General features: G+C 60.5%; 20 protein-coding genes and 2 tRNA genes. 5 read left to right on the top strand and 17 right to left on the bottom strand.

The genetic code is table 11. The annotated features are described in order from the left end of the window. The 3 genes from BDE40_RS01710 to mnhG are packed head-to-tail and all read left to right on the top strand — an operon-like array spanning position 1 to position 1,159. Positions 1 to 501: a Na+/H+ antiporter subunit E gene (locus BDE40_RS01710; RefSeq protein WP_134012244.1), complete on the top strand. Its 501-nt coding sequence runs from the start codon at positions 1 to 3 to the stop codon at positions 499 to 501. Then, positions 498 to 785, top strand: coding sequence for a K+/H+ antiporter subunit F (locus BDE40_RS01705; RefSeq protein WP_134012242.1), 288 nt, complete (start codon positions 498 to 500; stop codon positions 783 to 785). Before BDE40_RS01710 ends, BDE40_RS01705 begins: the two co-directional genes overlap by 4 nt. Continuing rightward, on the top strand, positions 782 to 1,159 hold the full coding sequence (gene mnhG / locus BDE40_RS01700) for a monovalent cation/H(+) antiporter subunit G (RefSeq protein ID WP_134012240.1): 378 nt from the start codon (positions 782 to 784) through the stop codon (positions 1,157 to 1,159). Before BDE40_RS01705 ends, mnhG begins: the two co-directional genes overlap by 4 nt. A 99-nt stretch (positions 1,160 to 1,258) precedes the next feature. On the opposite strand, the gene BDE40_RS01695 is transcribed toward mnhG, so the two are convergent. The 12 genes from BDE40_RS01695 to BDE40_RS18145 form a co-directional block, all read right to left on the bottom strand. Next, positions 1,259 to 1,333: transfer RNA gene (locus tag BDE40_RS01695), tRNA-Phe, on the bottom strand. A gap of 113 nt (positions 1,334 to 1,446) precedes the next feature. Then, positions 1,447 to 1,665 (bottom strand): DNA gyrase inhibitor YacG, encoded by a 219-nt coding sequence (locus BDE40_RS01690; RefSeq protein ID WP_134012238.1) that lies wholly within the window; start codon positions 1,663 to 1,665, stop codon positions 1,447 to 1,449. Further along, positions 1,662 to 2,690: a ribonuclease E/G gene (locus BDE40_RS01685; protein WP_134012236.1), complete on the bottom strand. Its 1,029-nt coding sequence runs from the start codon at positions 2,688 to 2,690 to the stop codon at positions 1,662 to 1,664. Before BDE40_RS01685 ends, BDE40_RS01690 begins: the two co-directional genes overlap by 4 nt. After that, positions 2,687 to 3,256: a Maf family protein gene (locus tag BDE40_RS01680; RefSeq protein WP_134013733.1), complete on the bottom strand. Its 570-nt coding sequence runs from the start codon at positions 3,254 to 3,256 to the stop codon at positions 2,687 to 2,689. Before BDE40_RS01680 ends, BDE40_RS01685 begins: the two co-directional genes overlap by 4 nt. 23 nt (positions 3,257 to 3,279) lie before the next feature. After that, positions 3,280 to 3,498, bottom strand: a complete 219-nt coding sequence (infA, locus tag BDE40_RS01675) for a translation initiation factor IF-1 (protein ID WP_008186030.1) — start codon at positions 3,496 to 3,498, stop codon at positions 3,280 to 3,282. 128 nt (positions 3,499 to 3,626) lie between these two features. Then, positions 3,627 to 4,094, bottom strand: a complete 468-nt coding sequence (locus BDE40_RS01670) for an arsenate-mycothiol transferase ArsC (RefSeq protein ID WP_134012234.1) — start codon at positions 4,092 to 4,094, stop codon at positions 3,627 to 3,629. A 4-nt stretch (positions 4,095 to 4,098) separates the two neighbouring features. Beyond that, positions 4,099 to 4,569 (bottom strand): UPF0262 family protein, encoded by a 471-nt coding sequence (locus BDE40_RS01665; protein ID WP_134012232.1) that lies wholly within the window; start codon positions 4,567 to 4,569, stop codon positions 4,099 to 4,101. Further along, positions 4,566 to 5,870 carry a histidinol dehydrogenase gene (gene hisD / locus BDE40_RS01660; RefSeq protein ID WP_134012230.1) on the bottom strand — a complete coding sequence of 435 codons (1,305 nt, stop codon included), beginning with the start codon at positions 5,868 to 5,870 and terminating at the stop codon, positions 4,566 to 4,568. The genes BDE40_RS01665 and hisD overlap by 4 nt, the downstream gene beginning before the upstream one ends. A 31-nt stretch (positions 5,871 to 5,901) precedes the next feature. Next, a complete protein-coding gene (locus tag BDE40_RS01655; protein ID WP_134012228.1) occupies positions 5,902 to 6,471 on the bottom strand; it encodes a GNAT family N-acetyltransferase in 570 nt (189 codons plus the stop codon). After that, positions 6,393 to 6,872: a DUF2948 family protein gene (locus BDE40_RS01650; protein WP_134012226.1), complete on the bottom strand. Its 480-nt coding sequence runs from the start codon at positions 6,870 to 6,872 to the stop codon at positions 6,393 to 6,395. The genes BDE40_RS01655 and BDE40_RS01650 overlap by 79 nt, the downstream gene beginning before the upstream one ends. Further along, positions 6,869 to 8,134 carry a UDP-N-acetylglucosamine 1-carboxyvinyltransferase gene (murA, locus tag BDE40_RS01645; protein ID WP_134012224.1) on the bottom strand — a complete coding sequence of 422 codons (1,266 nt, stop codon included), beginning with the start codon at positions 8,132 to 8,134 and terminating at the stop codon, positions 6,869 to 6,871. The genes BDE40_RS01650 and murA overlap by 4 nt, the downstream gene beginning before the upstream one ends. A 3-nt stretch (positions 8,135 to 8,137) precedes the next feature. Then, a complete protein-coding gene (locus BDE40_RS18145; protein ID WP_162848010.1) occupies positions 8,138 to 8,308 on the bottom strand; it encodes a hypothetical protein in 171 nt (56 codons plus the stop codon). 95 nt (positions 8,309 to 8,403) lie between these two features. On the opposite strand from BDE40_RS18145, the gene BDE40_RS01640 reads away from it, so the two are divergent. Further along, positions 8,404 to 8,478: transfer RNA gene (locus BDE40_RS01640), tRNA-Thr, on the top strand. A 112-nt stretch (positions 8,479 to 8,590) separates the two neighbouring features. Beyond that, a complete protein-coding gene (gene hemN, locus BDE40_RS01635) occupies positions 8,591 to 9,946 on the top strand; it encodes an oxygen-independent coproporphyrinogen III oxidase (RefSeq protein WP_134012222.1) in 1,356 nt (451 codons plus the stop codon). Here the strand turns inward: hemN and BDE40_RS01630 are convergent. Genes BDE40_RS01630 through BDE40_RS01610 form a run of 5 tightly spaced genes read right to left on the bottom strand, consistent with a single transcriptional unit; the run spans position 9,943 to position 14,114 of the window. Then, positions 9,943 to 10,611, bottom strand: a complete 669-nt coding sequence (locus BDE40_RS01630) for an NnrU family protein (protein WP_134012220.1) — start codon at positions 10,609 to 10,611, stop codon at positions 9,943 to 9,945. The two genes, hemN and BDE40_RS01630, sit on opposite strands and share 4 nt — an antisense overlap. Before the next feature lie 4 nt (positions 10,612 to 10,615). Next, a complete protein-coding gene (locus tag BDE40_RS01625; protein WP_134012218.1) occupies positions 10,616 to 11,806 on the bottom strand; it encodes an NnrS family protein in 1,191 nt (396 codons plus the stop codon). Positions 11,807 to 11,816: 10 nt separating this feature from the next. Next, positions 11,817 to 12,056 carry an NnrT protein gene (locus tag BDE40_RS01620; protein WP_134012216.1) on the bottom strand — a complete coding sequence of 80 codons (240 nt, stop codon included), beginning with the start codon at positions 12,054 to 12,056 and terminating at the stop codon, positions 11,817 to 11,819. Beyond that, the gene (locus BDE40_RS01615) at positions 12,053 to 12,226 is read right to left on the bottom strand and encodes a protein NnrT (RefSeq protein ID WP_134012214.1); all 174 of its coding nucleotides are present in this window, start codon (positions 12,224 to 12,226) and stop codon (positions 12,053 to 12,055) included. Before BDE40_RS01615 ends, BDE40_RS01620 begins: the two co-directional genes overlap by 4 nt. Before the next feature lies 1 nt (position 12,227). Beyond that, positions 12,228 to 14,114, bottom strand: a complete 1,887-nt coding sequence (locus tag BDE40_RS01610) for a nitric oxide reductase activation protein NorD (protein WP_134012212.1) — start codon at positions 14,112 to 14,114, stop codon at positions 12,228 to 12,230. Positions 14,115 to 14,119: the final 5 nt, after the last annotated feature.

The following is a 14,119-nucleotide window of genomic DNA, read 5'->3' as shown; positions in this document are numbered from 1 at the left end:
ATGGCGCGCGCATTCTATTGGCTGCTCCCGCATCCGCTGCTGACACTTCTCCTTGTTGTGGTGTGGACACTTCTGCAAAACGAGTTCTCCGCGGGAATGATCGTCTTTGGCGTCATCCTCGGGATTATCATCCCGTGGGGAACATCGGTTTGGTGGCCTGACACCCCCAAAGGGTTCCGGTTGGGCAAGATGACGACTTACAGCATCATGGTGCTGTGGGACATTGTGGTCGCAAATGTGCAGGTCGCTTGGATCGTCCTGAGCGTCCCGAATTCGAAGCTGAAACCGGCTTGGATCGTTGTGCCACTCGAGTTGCGTCAACCCGAGGCCATTACCGTGTTGGCCGGAACCATCACGCTGACACCCGGCACCGTTTCGGCGGACCTGTCAGAGCACGGGAACAGTCTTCTGGTGCATGTATTGCATACCGACGACCCTGATGCCGTTCGCGACGATATCATCTCGCGATACCAAAACCGCCTGAAGGAGATTTTCAAATGACCCTAGCCCTAGGAATTCTCGACATGGCATCGGTCGTCGCCTTTGTCGCCCTCGCACTTGGGCAGTTGCTCTCCATGGTGCGGCTGGTTTTGGGGCCAACTCCGGGGGACCGAATCCTTGCCCTTGATACGATGGTCATCAACGCATTGGGCCTGATCATCGTTCTTGGCATTCACCTAGGCGTTCAAATCTACTTCGAGGTTGCCTTGCTTGTCGCGATGCTCGGGTTTGTTTCCACGGTCGCGCTGGCGCGCTTCTTGTTGCGGGGGGACATCATCGAATGAGCGGTGAAATCATTGGAACTTACGCGACCGCAATAAGCCTGCTTATCGGGTCCGCATTCATCATCGTGGGTGTCATCGGGCTTTTGAAGTTCAACGACCCCATGACCCGCCTTCATGCCCCGACAAAGGTTGGAACTGTCGGGATCGGCATGCTGCTATTGGCCTCGATGATCCATTCGTTCGTCTTGGGCGAAACGTCGGTGCATGAAATTCTGATCATGGCCTTCTTGTTCGTGACAGCCCCGATATCTGCGCATTTCATCGCGAAGGTCAGCATGCACACCCGAACTTGCGCAACGCCACCATCGCCGCCACGCGATGACACATGGTCAACGCTAAGCGTGCCGGAACAAGAGTTGCAGGCTGAAGAATGATCAGTTTCACCAGTGTCTGATTCCCAGTAGCAGACCAAAGAACCGGGACCGATTACGGCCATAAGGTTTTCTGACAATCGCAAAATAAGGGATTTAAAGTGGTGCCCAGGGGCGGATTTGAACCACCGACACGAGGATTTTCAATCCACTGCTCTACCCCTGAGCTACCCGGGCACCGGGTGTTCGCATAGGGTGATTACCTGCGAACGTGGGCCTATTTAGGCTAGTGATTTGGTGCTGTCCATAGCCTAGTTCACGAAAAGTACAAACTCCGGCGCATCAGGCCGTTAGTGAGGCTTCGAGCCATCACCGGCTGGACCACCTAACGCGATCTCACCCAGTTTTTTCTCCAGCTCTTCCATCAACTCTTCATCATCGACCGGGTCTTCGCTGGGAAGCGCATAAGCGCCCGTCATCCAGCGACCCAGATCAATATCAGCGCAGCGCTTCGAGCAGAACGGGCGGAATTTCTCGACGGTTTCCTTGGAACAAATGGGACAACTCATTGGGCCAGTCCTTTCGGTAGCGGCAGACGTTCGCGTTTGCGCTGCAACTCGTAATGGCCCAATGGCGTCCAGCCAACCAGCGAGGTTTCAATCGGATCGCCACGGAACGCGCTGCGCAAAGACGTTTCAAATTGCTTGCGGTCCTTCTTGGCCATGGGCGCAAGATCGAGGGTGATCTGCCCCCCCAATCCGCGCAGTCGCAACATCCGCGGCAAAGCCTTCGCAACGGCCAAATTTGCCTTCAGCCCAGCAGCGGGTGAAAAGTCGCCGCCAGTGTTTACATCCACGGCGACCAGTGCGCGGGTCGGCTCGATGAACATGGACGCCTGGCCAAGTGGCACCTCTTCACGGTCAAGCAGCGCCAAGGCGTCCAACACGCCATGGGCCTCGAAGCCTTCAACGGTCTGGTCTGAATGCGGCCAGTCACGCCATGCCAGATCATGCGGCCCTTGCGCGTCGACCAGCAGCTCAGGCTCACCCTCGATATCCGCCAAAACCGCATCCGCAAGATCGAGTAGGCTGTCAGCTTCCTCGGCGATATCATCGGCATCCAGACCAACCGCGCCAGTGCGCAGAATAACCCCATGTCCGGCCTCAGGTGCCCGAGAGCGGTGCAAGGCTTCTAACAGCGTCTCGCGCACGTCTTCATCGCGGACTTGGCGTGAGACGTTCAGCCCTTTCGCGCCGGGTGTCACGATCACGCTGCGGCCTTTGAAAATCAGCCTGTCGGTGACAGGTACTGCCTTGTGAGGCTCGGCGTAGGAAGTCACCTGCACCAGCATCGTTGTGCCGGGCTTCAAGCCCTGTGCACCGCGAAACAAGGCTGCTTGTCTGTCGGGCAAGGTCATCATCATGCCACCCTGACCTTTAAGCGGGCGGTCGGCCACAGCGCGGTAAATCGCGCCCGGTGCAGGCGGGGCATCATCATCCGGCGCAATCAGCAAATCATCCAGAACGCCGTCCACCATGCGTGCGGCGGCTTCGCGGCCAGCCAGTTCGCCCAAGACAATCAAAGTACCCTTCATCGCACGGCCTCATATCCTGCGGTTTTCAACAACTGAGCGGCCTCCGCCACGGGAAGTCCCATGACCCCCGTATACGAGCCCTGTATCCACGGGATGAACGCACCAGCAGGTCCTTGGATTGCGTAGCCTCCCGCCTTTCCCTGCCAGTCGTCGGTGGCAAGATAGGCGTTCAACTCTTCATCCGAGAGGTTTTTCATCTTGACCGCGGTCACCACGTCAGCGGTCCAAATCCGGTCGCCACGTTTCACCGCCATTGCGGTAATTACGCGATGTCTACGACCTGACAGCGACAGCAAGAACTGCGCGGCCTCGCCAGCATCGGCGGGTTTGCCCAAGATACGGCGTCCCAACGCGACGGTCGTGTCGGCGCATAAGGCCACCTCGTCATCCGCAAGCACCAATGCTTCTGCCTTGCTGCGGGCAATGCGGCGGCAGTAATCGCGCGGCTTCTCGGCGGGCAGCGGGTCTTCGTCTATATCAGGGGGGCGAATGTCGTCCGGGGTGATCCCCAGAGTCGCCAAAAACTCCAGCCGCCTTGGCGAGCCGGAGCCGAGCACGAGCCTCAACCCGGCTTCCCGGGTCAGAGCGGTCACTTGAAGCGGTAGTTGATCCGACCCTTGGTCAGATCATAGGGGGTCATCTCGACCTGCACCTTGTCGCCTGCCAGAACACGGATGCGGTTCTTGCGCATCTTGCCTGCCGTGTGCGCGATGATCGTATGGCCGTTTTCCAGCTCGACCAGGAACGTCGCGTTAGGCAGGAGTTCCTTCACGACGCCGGGGAATTCGAGCAGTTCTTCCTTGGCCATGTTCACTCCGTTGTTATGCCCACCAAAGTGCGGACGTGGCACTAAATGCGCCGGGACTTGGGGGTTTTCAAGGGTTAAGTGGGTTTGGCCATCGCGTCACACCGGATTTATCGGTGTTTCTGGTGCGCTTAGGCCTCATCAAGCGCTGTGGGCGCCCCGAAACGCGTCAAAATCCGGTCTTTTATCTGATCACGGGCCATGCGGTATGAATTCAACTTTTCCTCACGGCCCTCTCCCAATCCTGTCGGGTCCAGAATAGGCCAATACTCGACGGCCAAGTGATAGACCCGTGTCAACTCCAGTGCTTGGCGCTGCGATGCGGGGCTTAGTGCGACGATCAGATCAAATCCTGATAGGTCGTCTCCCCATTCCTGCATTTCCTCGAACGATCGAGTGCGGTGGCGGGACAGCTCGATACCCATCTCGTGGCAAACGGCCACGGTGAAGCCATCAATGTCGAGGTCGTTCTTCACGCCAGCAGACTGGATGTAGATGTCTGTGCCGTAGAATTTCTTCATCAACCCTTCGGCCATAGGTGATCGGACAGCGTTGTGATCGCAGCAGAACAGAACCGATTGTGGTTGCTCCTCCGCCATTTCCTCAGCCTCCGAAGTGCAAAACACAAATGAGAGTGAAGAGCCGCCGCGCAGTATCGGTGTCGACCTGAGCCTTGCCCTCCAACCGGTCCTCAAGAACGCGAGCACCCTCGTTGTGAATACCGCGCCGCGCCATATCAATCGTTTCGATCTGGCTTGGCGGCAGCTTCTTGACGGCGTCAAAGTAGCTTTCGCAAATCTGGAAGTAGTCCTTCACCACCTGACGAAACGGCCCGAGCGACAAATGGAACTCCGCCGCCTTGTCGCCGCCTTCGGTGTGCAGATCAAAGACCAGTCGACGCTCTCGAATGGACAGGTCCAGCTTATACGGCCCGTCCGGTGCGCCGTCCTGCGGTAGGTCGAACAGATTGTCTTCAATCAGGTCGAAAATAGCGACTTTGCGCTCTTGCTCGATCTCCGCTGTGGGTGTCGGCAAGCCGCTGTCGTCGATGGTGACTTCGCAAAGTTTACTCATTCTTCATTTAACCTATTCAATCTTGCGCGGACGGACAATCCATGGGCTTCCAAGCCTTCGGCTATGGCCAAGGTCTCTGCCGCAGGGCCAATGGCTTTGAGGGCTTCCGGCGTCATGCGGGCTAGCGTCGTACGCTTCACAAAATCCATCACCGACAGTCCTGACGAAAACCGCGCTGATCGTGCGGTTGGAAGTACATGGTTCGGCCCACCGATATAGTCCCCGATGGCTTCAGGCGTATATGCGCCAATAAAGATGGCTCCTGCGTGGCGCACCCGTGCAGCGAGATCTTCGGCGTTTTCACAAGCAATTTCAAGATGTTCCGGCGCAATCCTGTCGGACAGAACCAGCGCCTCGTCCATGTCGCGCACAACAATCACCGCGCCGTAGTCGCGCCAGCTTGGTCCGGCAATCGCTCGACGCTCCAGCGTTTCCAGCCGTGCCTCGACTGCTTTAACGACCTCCAAGCCGAAAGCCGCGTCGTCGGTGATCAGAATACTTTGTGCGCTTTCGTCATGTTCGGCTTGCGACAACAAATCTACCGCCACCCAATCAGGGTCGTTGTCTTTGTCTGCGATTACCAAAATCTCGGACGGCCCCGCGATCATATCAATGCCGACGCGTCCAAATACGCGACGCTTGGCGGCGGCGACAAATGCATTGCCCGGTCCGGTGATCTTGTCCACCGCAGTGATTGTCTCCGTGCCGTAAGCCAGCGCCGCAATCGCCTGAGCGCCGCCAATGCGGTAGACAGTCTCGACGCCAGACAAGCGCGCCGCCAGCAGCACCAACGGGTTCGCAACCCCGTCCGGTGTGGGGGCGCAGATCACCAGCCGTTCCACCCCCGCTACCTGCGCTGGAATGGCGTTCATCAACACCGATGACGGATAGCTCGCCAGTCCGCCCGGAACATACAACCCCGCGGCCTCGACCGGCGTCCAGCGCCAGCCAAGCCTCTCGCCATGGGGGCCGTCCCACGCTTCGTCTTGGGGCATCTGGCGGTCGTGATAGGCGCGGATGCGCTCGGCGGCCAGCGCAAGTGCTGCGCGCTCCTCAGCCGGAACTTTCGCGATTTCAGCGTCCATTTCCTCGCGCGAAAACGCCAGCGTCTCAGGCGTCAACTCCATCCGGTCGTATTTGGAGGTCAACTCGATAACCGCCTCGTCACCGCGTGATTGCACATCGGCGATTATCCCTGCAACGACAGCGTCCACATCGGGGCTGTCTTCACGCTTCATCGTCAGAAGCCGGGCAAATTGAGTGTCGAATTCAGCGTCAGAGCTGTTGAGAAACATAGGCATGTCGCCTCCTTACCGCGCAGGCGCGGAAGGCTCAACGATCCAAAGCGCGTACCATCAATAAATCGTCGCACTCTTCACCGTCGATGATCACGGATCGTGGAATTCGGCCCACTTGTTCGAAGCCGTTGCGGATGTAAAACCGCTGGGCGCGCGGGTTTTTTGCCCAGACGTAGAGTTCCAGTTGCAGCACACCCATCTGTCTGGCCTTCTCCGCCAGCGCATCCATCAGCGCCTGCGCTGCACCCTGCCCTTGACTGGCCGTGCTCACATAGAACGGGCCGATCATTGCGCGGTGCCGTGCCGAGGCAAAGCCGTTCTGCGCCAGCCCCGCAAGGCCGATCAACGTCTCGCCCGCAAAGGCGCCCATTATCTTGCCGCTATCAAGAATCCGCGCCACCTCGTCCGGACTCGTATCACGAACTTCATCGAGCGACCTCAGAAACGCAGTTGGGTAGTTGGTAACCCCTTCAATGTGCAGCGCTTGAAACGCCTCCGCATCCGCACTGGTGAGCGTCCGGACTTTCACTCCGGGTGCTTCGGGGCTTTGCGGGAAGGGGCGATGTAGGGGCGCGTGACGTCTTGCAGCGTGATGTTCACGCATTCCGCGTCCAGTGCAATCGCGCCATCACCCGCGAGTGTCAGCTCGAAGCGCCCTGCGCCATCCTCACCCGCCATCCACGCGATGGACAGCAAGGACAGCACCATTTCAGGGTCGGACCGGTCCAAGCCGCTAGACGACACCTTGGTCACGTCATCAAAGGCCAGTACCGCACGTACACGTTCAAAATCCCGCCCGCGCCGTTCGGCGGCAGGCAAATCTTCCCAACGGAAGCGGTTCAACAACACTGCAAAGCGACGTTGCGTAGGCTTCCAAGCCATCTCGCTCACCGGAAAGACCGCGTCCTGCGCAAGCGACGAGATCACCGTGACGTCATCCGCGTCCTCCGCCGTCAGGCGAAGGGACCGCTCGGCGCCGTCCTCGAAACTCGCGTCACGGCTCATTCAGGCACCCGTTTGATCAACGCGCCCACGCCACCCAGTTTCTGCTCGATCCGCTCATATCCACGGTCAAGGTGGTAAACACGGCCGACGGTCGTCTCCCCCTCGGCGGCCAGACCGGCCAGAATAAGCGAAACCGAAGCCCGCAGGTCGGTCGCCATCACCGGCGCGCCATTCATTTTCTGAACACCCGTCACCGTGGCATGACCGCCCTGAACGTCAATTTTGGCTCCCATGCGGATCAGTTCCGGCGCGTGCATGAAGCGGTTCTCGAAGATCGTCTCGTGCAGTTTCGACGTGCCGTCGGCAAGGCACAGCGCCGCCATCATCTGCGCCTGCAGGTCGGTCGGGAAGCCCGGGAAGGGCTCGGTCTCGACGTCGACAGGCTTCAGCCGGTCGCCATTGTGGGACACCTTCAAGCCACGGGCGGTTTCGGTGACCACAACGCCCGTTGCTTCCAGCTTGTTGCAAAACGCGTCCACCAAGTCACGGCGGCCGCCGATCAATTCGACCTCGCCCCCCGCAATGGCAGGCGCGATCATGAACGTGCCCAATTCAATGCGGTCGGCGATCACTTCGTGGGTCGCGCCGTGCAGCCGGTCGACGCCTTCAATGGTAATCTCGGACGTGCCCGCACCGGAAATCTTGGCCCCCATGGCGCTCAGGCATTTGCACAAATCAACAGTATCCGGCTCGCGCGCCGCGTTCTTGATGACCGTGGTGCCTTTCGCCAGCGTCGCGGCAGTGATCGCGTTCTCCGTGCCGCCCACGGTGACGAATGGGAACTCTATCACGGCACCCGTCAGCCCGTTCGGGGCAGAGCAATGTACGTAGCCTTCGTCCAGCGTGATCGTGGCCCCCAGCTTTTCCAACGCCATCAGGTGCAAATCCACCTTGCGCGCGCCAATGGCGCAGCCGCCGGGCAGCGACACCGTCGCCTCGCCTTCGCGGGCAACCAGCGGACCCAGAACGTTGAACGACGCGCGCAGCTTGCGTACCATTTCGTATTCGGCTTTGCGGTTGGTGATTTCACCGGCAGACAACACCATGACGTTGCCCCCGTTCAACAGCGCCACTTCGCAGCCAAGGGATTCCAGCAGTTCCGACAATGTCCCGATGTCGGACAGGCGCGGCACGTTGGTCAGCGTCAGCGGCTCGTCGCTCAGAAGTGCGGCGGTCATCAGTTTCAGGCAGGTGTTCTTTGCCCCGGAGATCGCAATCTCCCCCTTCAACGGACCGTTGCCCGTGACGATGATCTTATCCATATTTTACTGCCCTTTTGACTCGTTTTTGCCCGTCTCGTCGGGGGATTTTCGCGCACGCGCCTGCTGCTTCCTGCGTCCCATATTGGCCTTCAACGCCGCCTTCAACCGCGCTTCGCGCGCTTGTGCGCTGTTTGGCGGCTTTGGCGGGTTATTCGGGGACATCTTGTCGCTCATGGGACCGTCTTAACCTAGGGCGGTAAAAGGGTCCAGATTAGGGTTGCACCGAGTAGAGTTTCACCCTAATACCCCGCCCACACGCAAGTGTAGATGCTGTGGTAGCTCAGTGGCAGAGCACACCCTTGGTAAGGGTGAGGTCGAGAGTTCAATCCTCTCTCACAGCACCATCTTCCCAAGCCAGACTTTTATCGCCCTCAGATGGCATCCGGCGCGCAAACTTTTCTGCAAAGTTTGATATCGCGCAAAAACAACCGTGTCGATTTCCGTCATTGCAGGGTCATGGAACATATAGACACCCTCAAGGCTCACGGCCTCTTTGATGCGCGCGTGCCGCGCTACACTTCGTATCCGACGGCTGCGGTCTTCACCACGGATGTACGCGATGATTTCCAAGCGCAATCGCTTGGCTCTCTTGATCCCGATGTGCCGGTGTCTGTCTATCTCCACATCCCGTTTTGCGAGCGGCTTTGCTGGTTTTGCGCCTGCCACACACAAGGCACCGTGACCCTCAGCCCTGTCGAAAGCTATGTCGGGACGCTGGAAGCCGAGCTGGAGTTGCTGCGTGCGACCCTGCCCAAGGGCATACGCATGGGGCGGCTGCACTGGGGTGGCGGAACGCCCACCATTTTGCCACCGCACCTGATCCACCGCCTGGCGAAAGCCGTGCGCGATGTCTTTCCACCCGCCGAGGACTTTGAGTTCTCGGTCGAGATTGATCCGACCATGGTGGACCGTGCCAAGATTGACGCGCTAGCCGCCGAGGGTATGACCCGCGCCTCCATCGGCATTCAGGACTTCGACCCGCTGGTCCAAGCCGCCATCGGGCGCGAGCAACCGTTCGAAGTCACCCGTGCCTGCGTCGACGATCTGCGCGCGGCGGGGATCACCTCGCTCAACACCGATCTGGTTTACGGGCTTCCGCACCAAACCGAGGCGCGCATTTCCGACACCATCGACAAGGTCCTGACCTTCGCGCCGGACCGCGTGGCGCTGTTCGGCTATGCCCATGTTCCTTGGGTATCGAAGCGGCAAAAGCTGATTGACGAGGACGCCTTGCCCGACGATCTGGCCCGCTATCATCTTGCGCAGCTTGCGGCGGAACGGTTCGAGGGCGCCGGCCTTCCCGCCGTGGGTATCGACCATTTCGCCCGCCCCGGTGACGAGCTGGACACGGCCCGCCGCACGGGCCGTTTGCGCCGCAACTTCCAAGGCTACACCGCTGACACCTGCCAGACGCTGATCGGGCTTGGCGCGTCGTCCATATCGCGTTTTCCCAACGGCTATATCCAGAACGCCCCCGCTACGGCGGCCTACATCCAGCGCACCACGGCAGGCCAGCTTGCAGGTACACGCGGATACGAGATGAATTTCGACGATCAAATCCGCGCCCGCGCAATCGAGCGCGTGATGTGTGATTTCAGGTTGGACATCGCGGACCTGCAAGAAGAGTTTGGCCCGCAAGTGGCGAATATCGCACCGCTTTTACCGCAGGTCGCCGCCAAGTTTGACGGGCTGGTATCGCTGCAAAACCAATGTCTCGAGATCAAACCCGAAGGCCGCGCGCTGACCCGCATTATCGCAAGTTGCTTTGATGCGCATGTTCCAGAAGGTGTGCGTTACTCCCGCGCGTCCTAGAGCGCGGGCACGCCGATCACCACCGGATGCAGCCACAATAGCGTTACGAATGCCACGACGCCTGCGCCGAGGCGCACCACCAGTTCCAGCCAAGAGCGCGGGCGGTAGAAGCGCGGGGCTGCGCGGGTCGCATCGCGCAACGCCTGCCACCGTTCCGCGCCCATAACGCGCCGTTTGCGCCTGTCGATCAACAGGCGTCCGATGACCGCAAAGCCTCCAAGCGTGCCAAACATGATCACATGGGCAAGGTCACCGTTTGGCAGCAAATGCAACCCTGCCCAAAGGGCCAGCGCCAGCAAAACCGGATGGCGGGACCATCTGACAACGCCCGCTTTGGCCGGATCAAATTCATCATTCCGCGCCCCGCCAAAAGAAAACGGGTTAGGCCTTCCAAGCGACAGCGCTAGGATCAAACACACCGCCAGCATGCCCAGATGAACCGCGTGGCGATGCCACGACATTTGTGACCACAACACTTCAAACGGCGCTTGCCCTGTAGCCCAGATCAGCAAGGCCAGCATGGCAACCGATAGCGCAGAATAGGCCATTCCGAACCCCGCCGCGCCAATCCGCGCGACGATCCGCGACTTCACTGCGGGGCGCACGGGGATCGAATGAGTCATGAAGAACGCCACAAAAACAGCGGCAAAGGCTGTCCAGCTCATGGGCTCAGGTACCGTCTTTGCGGCGCAGCAATAGCGGCCCGTAGGCCACGACGAAGCCGCCAAAGGCGACGATCCACAGCAAGCCCGAGATATGATAGAACACCGGCTCTCCTCCGGCGAATACCCGCGCGGCGACCGACCCGAACAGCGCGAGATAGATAACCAGCGTCCCACCGCCCGCATGCAAGCTCTGCCCGGTATGTCCCAGCGTCGCACGGGTCATCACCGCCAAGGTCATGGCCCCAATCGCGCCCGCCATCCACAGATGTTGCGCTGATTGCGTCAGCTCAAGATCAGGCAGCACAATCGCCAGCCCGATGACAATCGCGCCCAGCGGAATGAAGGCATAAGCGACATGCAGCACCCAGACCAAGGCCTCACCGCCGGTGTGATGCCCTTTCCAGCGCACCATCCGCACCAGATGCAGCACGCCCAAAGCCAGCAAAGCGACACCAGTGATCCCACTTTCAGGACGCAAAACCCAAAGGAGCAATCCCGCGACACTGCCTAGCAAGACACCCTTGTCGAACATTTGCATCGGCGGGATCGGTCGCGCGTCCTTGTTCTCTCGGGCCAGCCAGTTGCGGGTAAAGGACGGCACGATGCGCCCGCCGATCACCGCGATCATCATCACTCCGGTGCCAACGCCCAGCCGCAGGCCGACGCCCTGCGCCGCAACTTCGCCTTGCGCGGCTTCGATGTGAAACAGCAGGTTCGCCAAGGTGAAGACCGCAAGCAGGCCCAGCACCATCAGGTTACGCCAGTTCTTTCCGGCGACAATCTCGCGTAGGATCACCGCGCCAAGGATAACGGGGAATGCCAGATCAATCGTAGGGGCGACTCCAGACGGTAGCAACTCCGAGAACAGCACCGCCACACGTCCCGCCAGCCATATCCCGAACATCGCCGCCAGCGGCCAGCCAACCAAAGGCAGGCGTCCGGTCCAATTCGGAACCGCCGTCAACAAGAACCCTGCCAGCACCGCGCCCAGATAGCCGAACAGGAACGCATGCGCGTGCCAGGAGACGGGATCGAATCGCGTGGGCAACGTCACCGCACCAGACAATGCGGGTATCCACAGCAGCATCGCGAAACAGACCCAAACCGCCCCGAACAAAAAGAACGGGCGGAAGCCGAAACTGAACAGCGCCGGACCTTGCCACGCGCGCATCTGCTCTGCGGATGAAGTTGCCATGTCGTGTTCCTTAGTCTGCGCTGCGGGCGTCTGCCGTATCCATAAGATAGCGGATATGGCGGGCGAAATACCATGTGGCGGGAATGCCAATCACACAACCAATCGCGATCGACCAGAAGGCCGTCAGAACGGGCCCACTGATCCAGCTGAAGATCAGAGAGGCGAAAAACACGTTCACCGCCATGGCCCCTGCCCCGAACGGGTAAAGGACCACCGCGATACGCGCAACAGACCAGCCCTTATCGGTCATCTGCGAGAGACCAGTCTGTGCACCAGATACAGCGCCGCGATTAAGCCCAGACTGCCCAAGGCGAACCAGAACTCTGCCGTGGCAGATTGCGCCTGCGGGATCGGGCGGTCAAATGAACTGGCCCAAACAGGCATCGTCATCAGGAAAAAGAGGGGGGCAAGGATACGCATGTCAAACCTCCTGCGTGAGTGTGCGGTAAATGTCGGGCAAGGCCCGCGTAAGACGTTCAGGGTTGGGCAACAACGCGAAGCCACCACGCCCGAAGATGCGGGCAAACCAGTCCTGCCCGTCCTCGTCGATAATAACGCCGAACAGGTTCTGCCCCGCGCGACGGGCTTCCTTGACGGCCATATGGCTGTCTTCGATGCCGTGCTGGCCCTCGTAGTGGTCAAGATCGTTCGGCTTGCCATCGGTCAGCACGATCAGCAGCTTTCGCGCGCTCGGCTCCTCGGCCAGTTGCGCGCTAACGTGACGGATGGCGGCCCCCAGTCGCGTGTAGTGGCCGGGTTTCAATGCACCGATATTGTTGGTCACCTCGGCGTTCATCGGGGCCTCGAACCCTTTGCAACGGGTCAGGAAAACGCGGTCGCGACGCAGAGATGAAAAGCCCCAGATGCCCAACCTGTCCCCCGCCGCGTCGATGCCGGCGGCCAGCGACGCCATGGCCTCTCGGGCAACCTCGATCACCGAGGTGTCGCCAATCGCGGCTTCAGTCGAGCGCGACGTGTCGATAAGAAACGCCACGGACAGATCGCGTTCAACCTGCCGCGCGCTTTGCCAGATCCGGTCGGAGCCGCGTCCGGTGGCCAGTAGATCAGCGCGCGCCGTTAACAGCGCGTCAAGGTCCAGCTCCGTGCCATCCACCTGCCGCGGTTGCAGAATGCGGCGCGGGCGCAGGGCTTCAAACTGGCGGCGCACCTCGCGGATGCGGCGCTCGTTGGGACGGTAGATGGACGCCGGATCAGGCTGTGCAGGGGCATCCAGCACACGGCAATGACCGTCCATATAGCTGCGGCTGCGGTGGTTCCATTCGGGGTAGATGTGCTTGCCCGCGAGCGCTTCGTGATCCGCGTCCGACGGCGACAGGTCCAGATGCAGCCGCAAGCGCGTCGCGGCTTTGCGGTCATGCTTGGACAAGACAATCTCGTCCTGATCATCCGCCGCCTTCTGGGCGTTCTCGTCGTCGTCATCATCCACGCTGCGGTTGATGTTCATCGACTCGACCCAAGACAGGATCGACTCGAAACGGTGGATGATGAAGCTATCCTTGCGGTTTTGCTGCTCCTGATCCTTGCGGCTGCCAAGCTTTCGCGTGGTGGTCGCGGCATTGGGTGGCGGGGCGGCGGGGTCTGCGTGTTCCTCGCTCGCGGCGGCCCCTGAACCGGCGGGCGAAAACCGCAGCCAGATCGGTACCGGCGCGAACGGCATGTAGCCGCGCGGGGTGTCTTTGCTCACCATGACGGGCGTCCCGCCACAAAGCTGGTCACGCAGGGCGGTCTCGATGATGCCTTCTTGTGCGGGGCGCGTCACGTCGGGCCTGTTGGCCGCGCAATGCTGAACCATTTCAGCATAGGCGTCGCTCAACCCCGGACAGGCCGCGTAGGCCTGATCGGCGGCGGTGGCATTGGCGCGAATTTGGGCGCAATCCGATGCGGCCCCCTCGCCCGACAGATCAAGCGCCGACACATCCGTTACGGCGGCCAGAGCCGTCAGCCAGAAATAGGCGGCACGATTCAGCCGCGCCTCTGGGAAATCCGCGATGACCGGTGGTAGCGCCAAGCGCTCCCCGTCAAAGCCCGCGATCCATTCGCGGTCGCGTTCGGCCCCCAGCTTGCGGCGCAGCGGCCGACGGTGACGGGCAAGCGTTGCAGGGGCTTCACCCAGTTCAACGCCCGCGGCACCACCCAAGGCGCGAAACAGCACCGCAAGGCTGGGCCGAACCGAGGCGAGTGTAACACCCGCCTCGGGGTATGAAATATGCGCCCCGATCCCGCTGGCCATGTCATGCCACAGGTTGCCGACCGTTTCTTCGGGTTCCATGAGATCGAGGAGCTTCATTGCAC

The organism is Litoreibacter halocynthiae (assembly GCF_004365635.1).
In the GTDB taxonomy this organism is placed as follows: Bacteria; Pseudomonadota; Alphaproteobacteria; order Rhodobacterales; family Rhodobacteraceae; genus Litoreibacter; species Litoreibacter halocynthiae.
The sequence above is the reverse complement of the archived record's forward strand: the minus strand, read 5'-3'. Positions and strand labels throughout refer to the sequence as shown.